The sequence below is a fragment of the Roseateles sp. genome, from assembly GCF_052436255.1.
GTDB lineage: Bacteria > Pseudomonadota > Gammaproteobacteria > Burkholderiales > Burkholderiaceae_C > Pelomonas.
Genome location: NZ_JBQVNP010000156.1, coordinates 1 through 11,998, shown reverse-complemented (window position 1 = coordinate 11,998; position 11,998 = coordinate 1). Strand labels below are relative to the sequence as shown.

Below are 11,998 nucleotides of genomic sequence, written 5' to 3'. Positions count from 1 at the left end.
GGCCCAGCTCGTCGAGCGCGGCCTGCCCTTCGTCGCGCTGGAGGCCGGCGCGCAGGTCGGCGCCAACCAGCTGGACTACGGCCATGTGCAGCTGTTCTCGCCCTGGCAGTACGACATCGATCACGCCATGGCCCGGCTGTTGGCATCGACCGGCTGGACGGCGCCGCCGGCCGCCGAGCTGCCGCGCGCCGGTGAAATCGCCCTGCAGGTGCTGCAGCCCTTTGCCGCACTGCCCCAGGTCGCGCCCTTCATCCAGCTCGGCGCCCGCGTGCTGGCGGTCAGCCGCGAGGGCTTTGACAAGGTCAAGAGCGCCGGCCGCGACCAGGCCGCCTTCCTGGTGCGCTACGAGCAGGACGGCCAGGTGCACGAGCTGCGCGCCCGCGCCGTCATCGATGCGACGGGCACCTGGAACCAGCCGAATCCCATCGGCGCCAACGGTCTACCCGCCATCGGCGAGGCCGAGGTCAGCGACCGCATCTTCTACGGCATCCCCGATGTGGCAGGCGCCCTGCGCAGCCGCTACGAAGGCCAGCGCACGCTGGTGGTCGGCGCCGGGCACTCGGCCGCGAACGCGCTGCTGGCCCTGGCCGAGCTGGCCCGGCAGTCGCCCGGCACGCGACTGGCTTGGGGCGTGCGCTCGCCGGCGCTGCAGCGCGTCTTCGGCGGCGGCGATGCCGATGCGCTGCCGGCGCGCGGGGCGCTCGGCGCCTCGCTGCGCCGCCTGCGCGACAGTGGCACGCTGGAGTTCTTCAGCGGCCTGCGCATCACACGCATCGAGCGCGTCGGCGAGCAACTGCGCGTCAGCGGACTGGATGGGCAGCAGCAGCCCGTCGTCGTCGACGGCATCGACGAGATCGTCTGCGCCACCGGCCAGCGGCCCGACCTGAGGCTGACGAGCGAGCTGCGCCTCAAGCTCGACCCGTGGCTGGAATCCACCGAGGCGCTGGGCCCGCTGATCGATCCCAACCTGCACAGCTGCGGCACCGTGCGCCCGCATGGCCACCGCGAGCTGGCGCATCCCGAGCCGGGCTTCTACACCGTGGGCGTGAAGAGCTATGGCCGGGCGCCGACCTTCCTGATGGCCACCGGCTTCGAGCAGGCGCGCTCGGTGGTGGCTGCCATCGCGGGCGACCTGGCGGCGGCGGACCGGGTGGAGCTGGAGCTGCCCGAGACCGGCGTGTGCTCGCTGAGCACCGCGCCCGAAGCCGCAGGGAGCGGCTGCTGCGGCCCCGAGCCCCAGGCCGCGGCCGTGGCCGCACCCCAGCGCGGCTGCGCACCCAAGCCGGTGCCGCTTCCTGCTGCGATGCCAGCGCGCTGCTGCGGCTGACGGCGATGCAGGCCGGCCGCACGCGCGTCGTCACGACGCTGGGCATCGCCCAGACGCTGGCCTGGGCCTCGTCCTACTACCTGCCGGCCCTGCTGGCGCGGCCGATGGCGCGCGAGCTGGGCGTGTCGGAGCCGACGGTGTTCGCCGCCTTCTCCGTGGCCCTCGTCATCTCGGCCATCGTCGGCCCCTACAGCGGCCGGCGCATCGACCGCTGGGGCGGGCGGCCAGTGCTGGTGGCGACGAGCGCGCTGTTTGCGCTCGGGCTGGCCGCCATGGCGCTGGCGACGGGGCCCGTCGGGCTGTTCGCGGCCTGGCTGGTGATGGGCCTGGCGATGGGCAGCGGCCTGTACGAGGCGGCCTTCGCATCGCTGGTGCGGCTCTATGGCCACGAGGCGCGCGGCGCCATCACCGGCATCACGTTGATCGCCGGCTTTGCCAGCACGGTGGGCTGGCCGCTGACGGCCGCGCTGGAGCACGCCTACGGCTGGCGCGGCGCCTGCTGGGCCTGGGCGGGCCTGCACCTCGTCGTCGGCCTGCCGCTGAACGCCTGGCTGCCGCGGTCGAGCGCGCTGCCGGTCATGCCAGCGGGCGACGCCCCCGCCGCTGTCGGCGGCCCGTCATCCGCGCCGTCGGCCCTGATGGCCGGACTGCTGGCCTGGGTGTTTGCGGTGACCTGGTTCATCAGCACGGCGATGGCGGCGCACCTGCCGTCGCTGCTGGCTGCCGTGGGCACGGCGCCGGCCCAGGTCATCTTCATCGGCGCCCTGGTCGGGCCGGCGCAGGTGGCCGGGCGGTTGCTGGAGTTCGGCCTGCTGCAGCGGCTGCACCCTCTGCACTCGGCCCGTGCCGCGGCGCTGATGCACCCGCTGGGCGCGGCGCTGCTGGCCCTGGTCGGCGCGCCGGCGGCCGTGCTGTTTGCACTGCTGCACGGCGCGGGCAACGGCATCCTGACCATCGCCAAGGGCACGCTGCCACTGGCGCTGTTCGGGCCGCAGGGCTATGGGCAGCGCCAGGGCCTGTTGATGCTGCCGGCGCGCCTGGGGCAGGCGCTGTCGCCCTGGCTGTTCGGCCTGCTGCTGACCCGGTTCGGCCCGCGCGTGCTGTGGTTCTCGGCCGCGCTAGGCCTGAGCGCGCTGCTGGCCTTGCTGTTCATCAGGCTCGCGACGCGCGCTGCCGCGCACCTTGCCTCCACATGCCCATCGAAGGGGCCCACTTGACGCCGATGTTGCGCTTGGCTCGGCGAAGCACCGGGGCCGGCGCAACCCTCACTGCTCCAGGCGGCAGAAGCAATACACGAACTGCTGCGCCGCGCCCCAGGGGGTGCGATGCATGCTGAGGCCATGGTCCAGGAGCCGGAACCTTCCGCCGAACTCTTGATGCAGTCCCTCCGGTGAATAGCGTTCAACCGGCAGGCCGCTGCACTGCGTCGGTCCTTCGGGACCGAAGGCGCCCACGATGGCAAAACCGCCTGGCTTGAGTGCGTGCATCACCTGACGCACATAGGCGTCGCGCTGCACCGGATCGGTCAGGAAATGGAAGACCGCGCGGTCGTGCCAGACATCGATGGAGCGCGCCGCAAAGCGGTGTTCCAGCACATCCGCAGCCAGCCAGTTGGCTTGCGCGGCACGTTCCGCGAGCCGGCCGCGACAGACGTCCAGCGCCTTGTCCGAAATGTCGAGCACGGTCACCTGGGTGTAGCCGGCTGCGATCAGGTCGTCGACAAGCGTCGACTCCCCGCCGCCGACATCGATGATGGATGCGGCCTTGCCGGCGCCCGTGCGTTCGACGTAGATCAGCGACTCGGCCAAGTGCGGCGCATACCAGCTGACAGCGTCGGGCGCCTTCGTTTCGTAGACCGTGTTCCAGTGGGTTTTGCTCATCGCGCGCTCGCAGTTTGGGTCAGTTATAGCTCAGCTGTCGCGCGGCGCCCGTGACCCTGCGCGCGGTGTTCAACGCCCCGCGTTGATCTGCTGGATCAGCGCGCGGTGGCTGGGCAGGTCGGCCACGGCGCGGTCGGCAAAGCGCTGGATCTTGGCGAACAGCTTGTCAGCCTCCTCGACCTGCGTGAAGTCGTCGCGACCGGCACTGAGGTCGGTGCGGAAACCCATGCCGTACAGGATGTACTGGTAGTTGAAGAAGGCGAAGGTCTCGGTGTCCAGAGGCAAGTCGAAGCGGCCCGGCGGGCGCAGCTGCCATTCCTCCAGCAGGCCGGCCAGGCGATCGGGGATGGAGGACGGCGCGGCGTTGTCACGCCAGAAGGGCTCCTCGCGCTGGCTGAGGCAGTAGTGCAGCTTCAGGAAGTTGATGATGTTCTCGAAGCGAGCCGTCATCAGCTCGTTGAAGCGGCGCGCGGGTGCGTGCATGGGCCCGCTGTGCGGCAGCATCTCGGCAATCATGCCGACCGCCGCCTCGATGAGGACGAGGCCGGTGGCCTCCAGCGGCTCCAGGAAACCGGCCGACAGGCCGACGGCGACGCAGTTCTTGACCCACTGCTGCTCGCGGTAGCCGGGGGCGAAGGGGATGCTGCGCATCGCCAGGTCCTCGCTGCCGGCACCGCAGTAGGTGCGCAGGATGTCGGCGGCGCGGTCGTCACTGAGGTGGTCGCTGGAGTAGACGCAGCCGACGCCGCGCGCGCCGTTGAGGCCGATCTCCCACAGCCAGCCCGCCTCGTGGGCGGTGGCGATGGTGGCGCTTTCCATCACGGCCCCGGTGCCGAGCGGGATCTTGCAGGCCAGCGCGCGGTCGCCGAAGAGCTGGCCGCGCACCGACCTGAAGGGACTGCCCAGCGCGCGGCCGATCAGCTCGGCGCGAAAGCCGCTGCAGTCGATGTAGAGGTCGGACTCGAAGCGGCCCCGCCGGTCGGTGTCCAGGTGGGCAATGGCACCGGCGGCGTCCAGCGCCACATGGGTCACCGTGGCTTGCACATGGCGCACGCCGAGCTCGCAGGCGCGCTCGGCCAGCAGCCTGGCCAGCTTCACCGCATCGAAGTGATAGGCGTAGTTCAGCGGCGCGGCATAGGGCGCCTCGCCGGCGCGCTTGGGCGCGCGCTGGGCCTCGGCCACACGGTGCTGGATGGTCATGGCCTGGGCAAAGGGCGGCCGGGTGGCCTCGTCCTGCAGCAGCCAGTAGGGCACGAGGTTGATGTCCTCGGCGTAGTAGGGCGCCTCGAAGGGATGGAAGAACTCGTGGCGCGCGCCGCCCGCCGGCACGCGCGCCCAGTCAGCGAAGCGGATGCCCTGTTTCATCGTCGCCGCGGTCTCGCGGATGAAGCGCGCCTCGTCGATGCCGAGGAATTGCAGCGTGCTGCGGATGGTGGGGAAGGTGCCCTCGCCCACGCCCACGCTGCTGATATCCGGCGACTCCAGCACGGTCACTTCGAGCTGGCTGCGCTCGGCCAGGCGCAGCGCCTTGGCCAGGCAGGCGGCCGTCAACCAGCCGGCGGTGCCGCCGCCGACGATGAGGATCCGGCGCTTGTTCGTCATTCAGCCCTCGGTCTTCGGTTTTCGGCTTTCAGTCTTCGGGCCGAGCGCCGGGCCGCTCCCAAGCCGGCCCGCCTGGCGATGTGCGAGCGGCTCAATGCCGCGAGCATTGCCGTCCCCACGGGGGACCGGCCAAGGTATGCCTTGGACGAGGGGCTTCAGGTTTGTCATGCGCGTACGTAGAGGTTCTTCAGCCACTGGTGGCCGGTCTGGGTGCCGTGGCTCCAGTCCTCGTCTTCATCGCTGGGCGGTGCGACATAGCCCGAGGGGTTGAGCAGCTTGACGCGGCCGGCGCGGAAGGCGGAGACGCGGTGGGTCACGAAGGTGAGGCCATGCTCGAGGGCCGTGGCGGCCAGCAGGCCGTCGCGCGTGTTGGCATAGGGCAGCTGGGCGCGGCGGCGCACGACGGCCGCGTCCACGGGCAATACGCGGCCCTCGAAGGCGAGCATGACCCGGTTGTCGATCCACTCGCGCACCACCAGCCCGGCGGTGCGGTCCTTGCGGCCCAGGCGGGCAGCGGCGCTCTCGATTTCCAGCAGGGTCAACGCCGACATGAACAGCTTCTGGCGCGCGATGTCGGCGGCCCAGGCGGCCAGGCCCGGGTCGGACTGGCCGGCCTTGGCCTTGCGCAGTTCGAGCACGATGCCGGTGTCGAGCAAAAACATCAGTCGAGCGGCTCGCGGTGAGCCCAGGCCCCGTCGGCCGCCGCATCGGCGACCTCGATGGCCACGGCCTCGGGCATGGCCAGCAACTCCAGGATGCTTTCGCCCTCGCCAGTCAACCGGCGGTAGTCGGCAATGCTCATCAGCACATGGGTGGGCTGGCCGCGGTCGGTGATGAGCACGGGCTCCGACTGCGCGGTGCGCTTGGCCAGGCTGACGTCACGGTTGAAGTCGCGGCTGCTGAGGAGCTTCATGAGGGCGTGAATGTACCTACGTACCTACATCCACGCAAGCCGCAGGTAGGTACATAGGCGCGTTTCTGTTCTACCCAATGGACAGTGAAAAGCCCGCTGGCACAGTGCAGTGGCAAATTGGCAGCGCTTTCACCAAACTGCGCAGACAACGCTGTACAGAACCGCTCGAGCGGTCTGGCGCGCGGCAGCGGACAACAAGAGGACCCATGAACTTGGACAACATCGACCTTCTCGGCCTGCTCGGCGACGTGTTCGCCAAGCACGGTCCGGCAGCACCCGCGGTCGCGCAGACCTATTCGCCGGCCGACTTCAGCGTCCACTTCTTCCTGCAGCTGGCCATCATCCTGCTGGCCTGCCGCATCGTCGGCTGGGCCGGGCGCAAGTTCCTGGCGCAGCCCCAGGTGGTGGGCGAGATGATCGCGGGCGTCATCCTGGGCCCCTCGCTGTTCGGCCTGCTCGCGCCTGAAACACAGGCGGCCATCTTCCCGCCGGAGATGAAGAACGTGCTGTACACCGGCGCGCAGCTCGGCGTGGGCCTGTACATGTTCCTGGTCGGCACGACGCTGCGGCTGGACCACTTCGCCACCAAGGCCAGGAGCGCCATCGGCGTGTCGGTTGCCGGCATCGCGGCGCCCTTTTTCATCGCCTTCCTGATCACGCCGCTGCTGCTGAACGTGCCGGGGCTGTTCGCCGAGGGCATCTCCACGGCCAATGCCACGCTGTTCATGGGCGCCTGCATCGCGCTGACGGCCTTCCCGATGCTGGCGCGCATCATCAACGAGCGCGGCCTGGCCCACACCTCGCTGGGCACGCTGTCGCTGACGGCCGGCGCCTTTGACGACGCGGTGTCCTGGTGCGTGCTGGCCCTGGTGCTGGCCGCCTTCGGCGCCGGCCCGGGCGTGGCCGTGCTGGCCATCGGCGGCGGCGCGCTCTATGCCGCCTTCATCATGCTGTTCGGCCGCAGGCTGCTGGCCCCGCTGGGGCGCATCGTCGAGCGTGAAGGCGAGATGAGCATGACGGTGCTGGGCATCACGATGGCACTGTTCTGCCTGTCGGCCTTCGTCATGGACGCGGTCGGCATCCATGCCATCTTCGGCGGCTTCATCCTCGGCGCGGTCATGCCGCGCGGCCTGTTCGCCGCCGAGCTGAAGAAGAAGGTCGAGCCGCTGGCCGTGATCCTGCTGCTGCCGATGTTCTTCACCTACTCCGGCCTGAACACGCGGCTGGACATGATCAATTCGGTCGAGTTGCTGCTGATCGCGCTGGGCGTGCTGGCGGCCTCGGTGCTGGCCAAGTTCGGTGCCTGCTACCTGGCCGCGCGCATGACCGGCGAGGACAACCGCACCGCTCTGGGCATCGGCGCACTGATGAACTCGCGCGGGCTGATGGAGCTGATCATCATCAACATCGGCCTGCAGAAGGGCATCATCGGCCCGGCGCTGTTCTCGATGCTGGTGCTGATGGCGGTGGTGACGACCATGATGGCCAGCCCGCTGTTCGAGCTGTTCTATGGCCGCAAGGCGCGCGAGTCGGGCGAGCTGGGTGCCCTCCCCGGCAGCGCGACAGGCGGCCCGGCCTGAGCGGCTTCAACACCGGCGCGGAATCTGCTTGTCTGGGGCAGGGCGGCCATCGGCCCGCCCCGCATCGTCACACCACCGCACCATGAGCGAGCTTGTACCCAGCGCGATCCCGCGCGCTCCCCAGGAGAGGGCGGCGCCTGGCGCCGCGCGCACCGAGCCTGTGCCTCGGGCGCTCCACTTGCCCGCCCCGCTCGGCGCGCCGCGCTACACGCTGGGCGTCGGCGCCCTCGCCTGCGCAGGGGTGTTCGCCATCATCGGCGTGCTGGCGCTGAGTTCCTACAACCTCGGGGTGATGCTGCTGCTGGGCTCGTTCGGCTCCAGCGCGGTGATGATGTTCACCTTTCCCGAGATCCATTTCTCCCAGCCGCGCAGCGTCATCGGCGGGCACTTCATCTGCACGGCGGTGGGGATGGCCGCGCTGCTGCTGTTCGGGCCGGCGTGGTGGTCGCTCGCCTCGGCCGCGGCCGTGTCGGTAGCACTGATGATGCTGACGCGCACGCTGCATCCGCCTGCGGGCTCCAACCCCATCATCGTGTTCCTGGCCGCGCCGAAGTGGGGTTTCCTGCTCTTCCCGACGCTGGCCGGCGCGGTCGTGATGGTGGTGGTGGCGGTGCTCTACCACCGCGCCTGCCGGCGGACGTATCCGGCCTATTGGCTCTGACACACCACCGGCGCCCGCATGGGTTCGACCAGGGCGACGAGGACGCGGCGGCGAATCGAGTCATCAGGCGTGCCGTGAGGCGGACAGGGATGCCGACCCTGGCGCCGGCGCCGACACGCCATGGCGGCCGCGCTGGATGCCCAGCAGCAGCGCCAGCCCCGGCACGCGGCGCGCGCCCAGATAGACCAGCGCGCAGACGGCGAAGGTCAGCGCGATCAGCAACACCGCCTCCAGCCCCCAGGGCAGCGCCAGCGGCTTGAGCGTTTGGCTGAGCAAGACGATGACGCTCTGGTGCAGGATGTAGAGGCAGAACACCGCCGCCCCCGCCTGGCGCAGCAGCGGCGATTCACGAGTGAAGACACGCTGCGCCCAACCACAGGCGGCGACGATGGCCCACCAGGTCAGCGCGCCGCGCAAGGTGCGCGCAGCAGGCAGAACGCCATCGATGTGCTTCAGGGCGTCGTAATGCGCATTGAAGACCAGCAACAGCGCCCAACCCGCCAACGAGACGGCCAGCGCGACCCAGCGCAGCCGCAGCGCCGCGGCCCACAGGCCGACAGCCAGCGGCGTGCGGCTGGCCCAGCCGATGGCGAACAGCAGGCCGTACTGCAGGTGGTTGTAGAGGTCGTGCACCAGGTCGTGCGTGCTCGGGTAGTGCGGCATGACGACCACGCGCAGCAGCGCCAGCGGCAGCGCCGGCAGCAGCAGCCAGCCCCAGGACGGCAGGCGCAGTTCGCCGCGCAGGCTGACGAAGCGCGCCGCCACGGCGCCCAGCACGGCATACACCCACAGATAGGGCAGGAACCACAGATGGTTCCAGGTCGGCACGACCATGCAGTCGTCGCCGCGGCAGTACTTGCCGCCTTTCAGGTAGGCCGCCCAGAAGTCCAGATAGCCGCCGTCGCCCGGCAGCTGGGCGGGCACCTTGGTCAGCACCTCGAAGTAGGCCTGCGGCGTGACGATGACGGCCATGCCGAAGACGAGGGGTAGCAGCAGGCGCAGCGAGCGGTCCTTCAGCGTGCCGAGCGCGCCACGTCGGGCGAACAAGCCCTGGCAGGCCGCACCCGCGATCAGGAACAGCAGCCCCAGCCGCCAAGGCGAGCTGAGCTGCATGAAGGGCTCCAGCGCGCTGCTGGCGGCCGGGCTCTTCACATGCCAGTCCCAGGTCACGTAGTACATGCCGACGTGGTAGGGGATCAGCAGCGCGAAGGCGGCGACGCGCAGGCCGTCGAGGAAGGGCAGGCGGTGGGTTTGCATGGCCGGCAGGTTGGCGGCTGAGGCGCCGCACGGCGAGCACGTTGGGGCGAGTGGCATGCGGGTTGGGGCCAACCGCGAGGGTGAAGAACCCCCTCTATTCACCGCAACAACCACAGTGGGCCTGGGGCCGCGCGACCAGGCCAGCCTCGCCGCGCTGACGGAGGAGGTGCGCTGCAGCGCTCAGGGGCGGGCGGGCGCAGCACCCACTACGAATTGCGCCAGAACGTCTCGGTAGCCCCGTGACACGCGCAGCGTCTGGCCGCCGGCCAGCGTCAACACCGCCTCGCCACTGCCCAGGCGCTCGATGCGCGTGACGTGGCTGGGGTTGACCGCATGGCTGCGGTGCACGCGCACGAAGCGCGCGGCCCAGCCGGGGCGGGCCAGCGCGTCGGCCAGCGTGACGCGCTCCAGCAGGCTGCGCGGCGGCAGGTGCAGCTCGATGTAGTTGTCCGCCGCGCTCAGCCACTGCACGTCGGCCAGCAGCAGGCGCTCACCATCCACCCAATGCACGCCCACCGGTGCAATGGGGCGGGCGAGCTGCTCACGCACGCGGGCCAGGGCGGCAGCCAGGCGCTCGGCCGTGTAGGGCTTGAGCAGATAGTCCAGCGCCGCCAGCTCGAAGGCCTGCAGCGCATGCTCGGCATGCGCCGTCGAGAAGACGACGCAGCGCACGCCCGCCTCGCGCAGCGCGGCGGCCAGCTGCACGCCGTTGCCGCCGGGCATCTCGATGTCCAGCAGGGCCAGGTCGGGCGGCGCGGCCAGCGCAGTCGCCAGGGCCAATGCCGCCGGCGCGTCGGGCGCCTCCAGCAGTTCGGCCACATCCGCCTCGGCCGCGAGCAGCCGGCGCAGCTTGGCGCGCGCGGCGGGCTCGTCGTCGACGATCAGCACCCGCATGGCAGCTCCACACGCAACCGCATGCCGCCGCCCTCGGGGCCGAACTCGACGTGGGCGGCACCGCCGTAGCGCGCCGTCAGCCGCTCGCGCAGATTGCGCAGGCCCAGGCCGCCTTCGGGGTCCGGCGGCGCTTCGGGCACCGCTGTATCGCCGTGATTGCTGACGCTCAGAAGCAGCCGTTCGCCGACACGCTCGGCATGCACGCTCACCGTCACCCGGCCACGGTGTCGCGCCACGTCGTGCTTGACCGCGTTCTCCACCGGTGCGAGCAGCAGCAACGCCGGCAGCCGGCACTCGCTCGCGGCGGCATCCGCGTCGATCTGCACGACCAGGCGCTCCGGGCCGAAGCGGGCCTGCATCAGGTCGAGGAAGGGTCGCACCAGGGCCAGCTCCTCGGCCACCGTGTGCTCGGCGCGCGCTTGAGCCGCCAGCGTCTGGCGCAGCAGGTCGGCCAGCTGGCACAGCAGCCGGTCGGCGCGCGGCACATCCTCGTACATGACCGACGAGATCAGGTTCAGCGTGTTGAACAGGAAGTGCGGCTGCACCTGGTCGGCCAGCCGGGCCAGGCGCAGCTCGGCCAACTCAAGCCGGGCGCGCTCGGCGGCCTGCGCCATCCACACGCCGCGCGAGATCAGGCAGAAGCTGATGTAGCTGACCGCGTCCTTGCCACCCTCGTAGATCAGCAGCGTGGGCAGCTCGTCGGGGTGATAGCTCAGGCCCACCAGGCCATAGACCACGAAGCGCAGGCCGAACATGCCGGCGATGTGCAGAGCGCTGAACATGGGCAACGCCAGCGCATGCGCGACCAGCTGCCGCTGCCACGGCAGGCCACGCAGGCGGCCGACCAGGGCATGGATGCCGAGAGCCAGCGCGCCGATGACCAGGACCGAGCTGAACTCCCACAGGAAGGGTTCCCAGGGCCGCCCGCCACCGCCCATGTCATAGGCCTGCAGCGCCGATACGCTCAGCAGCAGGCCGATGACGATCAGCAACGCAACATAGGGCAGGCGCCAGCGGCGCGGCAGCAGGGACATGCCCGCAGGTTAGCCGCCCGCAGGGCAGGCGCGAACGCCGCCCGCCCCGGCATCCGCGCGGTTCGTCCCTTGGGTCAGTCGGCAGCCGGGCTGGGCTTTTGCTTGCCGGCGCCTTGTTCGCCGCCCTCCACCATGTCGCCGCGGCGGTTGGCATCCAGGCCCGGCGTGGCACGCAGGTCGGTGTCGACCTGGCCTTCTTTCAGATCTCGCGCGGCCCGTTTGATATGCGGGTCGGGCGCCGCGTTGGTGGCCGTGGCCTGCTGGTCGCGGTCATGCGGCAGCGAAGGCCCCAGGGGCCGCGACGCGTCGCCGGTGGTGCGCGGCCGGTCGGCATGGATGCCGCTGTCCTCGGTGCGGGGCGGGGGCTTGGATGGCATGGCGAGGTCCTCGGGCAAATGACATGCGACAACTGTCCGCGCCGGGCGGACAGGCGGCCATCGTCCGGCCGCCTGACCGCATGTCAGCAGGCGCCGACAGCGCACAACCGGGCGCCGTCCTACACACGGCGGCGCTGGCGTCCGGGCCGCCATCGCGGCTTGGCGCCAGAGCATGGTGGCCCATGCCCCACGCCCTGTCCGCGCCGTTGATCCCGCCTCGCACGAGTGGTCTTGATGCCGCGGGCAGCGCGCGTTGGGAGGGCGAGGCCCCGCTGTGGCGGCTGGTGCTTGCCGGCGACTTGTCGGGCGCCGAGACCGAACTGCCAAGGCCGCCGGCCGAGCTGGCGCTGAGCGCAGACACCCAGCTCAGGGTGGACAGCACGGCGTTGTCTCACTGGCAGCCGCCGTTGGCCGGCGCGCTGTGGCAACGTCTGGCGCCGCTGGCACGCGCGGGCGTGCGGCTCGACCTGGGC

General features: G+C 70.8%; 12 protein-coding genes and 1 pseudogene. 5 read left to right on the top strand and 8 right to left on the bottom strand.

Features of this window, described 5'->3' with window-relative positions; translation table 11 throughout:
* Window positions 1-1,327 (top strand): flavoprotein (locus tag ACT6S0_RS23320; RefSeq protein ID WP_444766148.1); only part of this gene is annotated, 1,327 nt, incomplete at its 5' end.
* Between the two features lie 5 nt (window positions 1,328-1,332).
* Window positions 1,333-2,544, top strand: coding sequence for an MFS transporter (locus ACT6S0_RS23315; protein WP_444766147.1), 1,212 nt, complete (start codon window positions 1,333-1,335; stop codon window positions 2,542-2,544).
* A 48-nt stretch (window positions 2,545-2,592) separates the two neighbouring features.
* Here ACT6S0_RS23315 and ACT6S0_RS23310 read toward each other — a convergent pair whose 3' ends face one another.
* From ACT6S0_RS23310 to ACT6S0_RS23295, 4 genes are all read right to left on the bottom strand, one after another.
* Window positions 2,593-3,207, bottom strand: a complete 615-nt coding sequence (locus ACT6S0_RS23310; protein WP_444766146.1) for a class I SAM-dependent methyltransferase — start codon at window positions 3,205-3,207, stop codon at window positions 2,593-2,595.
* Between the two features lie 69 nt (window positions 3,208-3,276).
* The gene (locus ACT6S0_RS23305; RefSeq protein WP_444766145.1) at window positions 3,277-4,809 is read right to left on the bottom strand and encodes a tryptophan halogenase family protein; all 1,533 of its coding nucleotides are present in this window, start codon (window positions 4,807-4,809) and stop codon (window positions 3,277-3,279) included.
* A gap of 164 nt (window positions 4,810-4,973) precedes the next feature.
* Window positions 4,974-5,471 (bottom strand): PIN domain-containing protein, encoded by a 498-nt coding sequence (locus ACT6S0_RS23300; RefSeq protein ID WP_444766144.1) that lies wholly within the window; start codon window positions 5,469-5,471, stop codon window positions 4,974-4,976.
* The gene (locus tag ACT6S0_RS23295; RefSeq protein WP_444766143.1) at window positions 5,471-5,722 is read right to left on the bottom strand and encodes a type II toxin-antitoxin system Phd/YefM family antitoxin; all 252 of its coding nucleotides are present in this window, start codon (window positions 5,720-5,722) and stop codon (window positions 5,471-5,473) included. Before ACT6S0_RS23295 ends, ACT6S0_RS23300 begins: the two co-directional genes overlap by 1 nt.
* A gap of 206 nt (window positions 5,723-5,928) precedes the next feature.
* Between ACT6S0_RS23295 and ACT6S0_RS23290 the strand changes: the two genes are divergently transcribed.
* Both ACT6S0_RS23290 and ACT6S0_RS23285 read left to right on the top strand, forming a co-directional pair.
* The gene (locus ACT6S0_RS23290; protein WP_444766142.1) at window positions 5,929-7,302 is read left to right on the top strand and encodes a cation:proton antiporter; all 1,374 of its coding nucleotides are present in this window, start codon (window positions 5,929-5,931) and stop codon (window positions 7,300-7,302) included.
* A 178-nt stretch (window positions 7,303-7,480) separates the two neighbouring features.
* Window positions 7,481-7,963: an HPP family protein gene (locus tag ACT6S0_RS23285; RefSeq protein WP_444766141.1), complete on the top strand. Its 483-nt coding sequence runs from the start codon at window positions 7,481-7,483 to the stop codon at window positions 7,961-7,963.
* Between the two features lie 63 nt (window positions 7,964-8,026).
* Here the strand turns inward: ACT6S0_RS23285 and ACT6S0_RS23280 are convergent, their stop codons facing one another.
* The 4 genes from ACT6S0_RS23280 to ACT6S0_RS23265 all read right to left on the bottom strand — a co-directional run bounded on the left by ACT6S0_RS23280 (window position 8,027) and on the right by ACT6S0_RS23265 (window position 11,525).
* Complete coding sequence (locus ACT6S0_RS23280; protein WP_444766140.1) at window positions 8,027-9,220, bottom strand: acyltransferase family protein; 1,194 nt, start codon at window positions 9,218-9,220, stop codon at window positions 8,027-8,029.
* Between the two features lie 180 nt (window positions 9,221-9,400).
* On the bottom strand, window positions 9,401-10,114 hold the full coding sequence (locus ACT6S0_RS23275; protein ID WP_444766139.1) for a LytR/AlgR family response regulator transcription factor: 714 nt from the start codon (window positions 10,112-10,114) through the stop codon (window positions 9,401-9,403).
* Window positions 10,102-11,148 (bottom strand): sensor histidine kinase, encoded by a 1,047-nt coding sequence (locus ACT6S0_RS23270; RefSeq protein WP_444766138.1) that lies wholly within the window; start codon window positions 11,146-11,148, stop codon window positions 10,102-10,104. The genes ACT6S0_RS23275 and ACT6S0_RS23270 overlap by 13 nt, the downstream gene beginning before the upstream one ends.
* Window positions 11,149-11,222: 74 nt before the next feature.
* A complete protein-coding gene (locus ACT6S0_RS23265) occupies window positions 11,223-11,525 on the bottom strand; it encodes a hypothetical protein (protein WP_444766137.1) in 303 nt (100 codons plus the stop codon).
* 182 nt (window positions 11,526-11,707) lie between these two features.
* On the opposite strand from ACT6S0_RS23265, the pseudogene ACT6S0_RS23260 reads away from it, so the two are divergent.
* Window positions 11,708-11,998, top strand: a pseudogene (locus tag ACT6S0_RS23260) (hypothetical protein); the annotation flags it as partial.

Coding starts and splice junctions, on each gene's coding strand:
- ACT6S0_RS23310 (WP_444766146.1), bottom strand. CDS start 3,207: ATGAGCAAAACCCACTGGAACACGGTCTACGAAACGAAGGCGCCCGAC.
- ACT6S0_RS23315 (WP_444766147.1), top strand. CDS start 1,333: ATGCAGGCCGGCCGCACGCGCGTCGTCACGACGCTGGGCATCGCCCAG.
- ACT6S0_RS23280 (WP_444766140.1), bottom strand. CDS start 9,220: ATGCAAACCCACCGCCTGCCCTTCCTCGACGGCCTGCGCGTCGCCGCC.
- ACT6S0_RS23265 (WP_444766137.1), bottom strand. CDS start 11,525: ATGCCATCCAAGCCCCCGCCCCGCACCGAGGACAGCGGCATCCATGCC.
- ACT6S0_RS23275 (WP_444766139.1), bottom strand. CDS start 10,114: ATGCGGGTGCTGATCGTCGACGACGAGCCCGCCGCGCGCGCCAAGCTG.
- ACT6S0_RS23305 (WP_444766145.1), bottom strand. CDS start 4,809: ATGACGAACAAGCGCCGGATCCTCATCGTCGGCGGCGGCACCGCCGGC.
- ACT6S0_RS23270 (WP_444766138.1), bottom strand. CDS start 11,148: ATGTCCCTGCTGCCGCGCCGCTGGCGCCTGCCCTATGTTGCGTTGCTG.
- ACT6S0_RS23295 (WP_444766143.1), bottom strand. CDS start 5,722: ATGAAGCTCCTCAGCAGCCGCGACTTCAACCGTGACGTCAGCCTGGCC.
- ACT6S0_RS23290 (WP_444766142.1), top strand. CDS start 5,929: ATGAACTTGGACAACATCGACCTTCTCGGCCTGCTCGGCGACGTGTTC.
- ACT6S0_RS23300 (WP_444766144.1), bottom strand. CDS start 5,471: ATGTTTTTGCTCGACACCGGCATCGTGCTCGAACTGCGCAAGGCCAAG.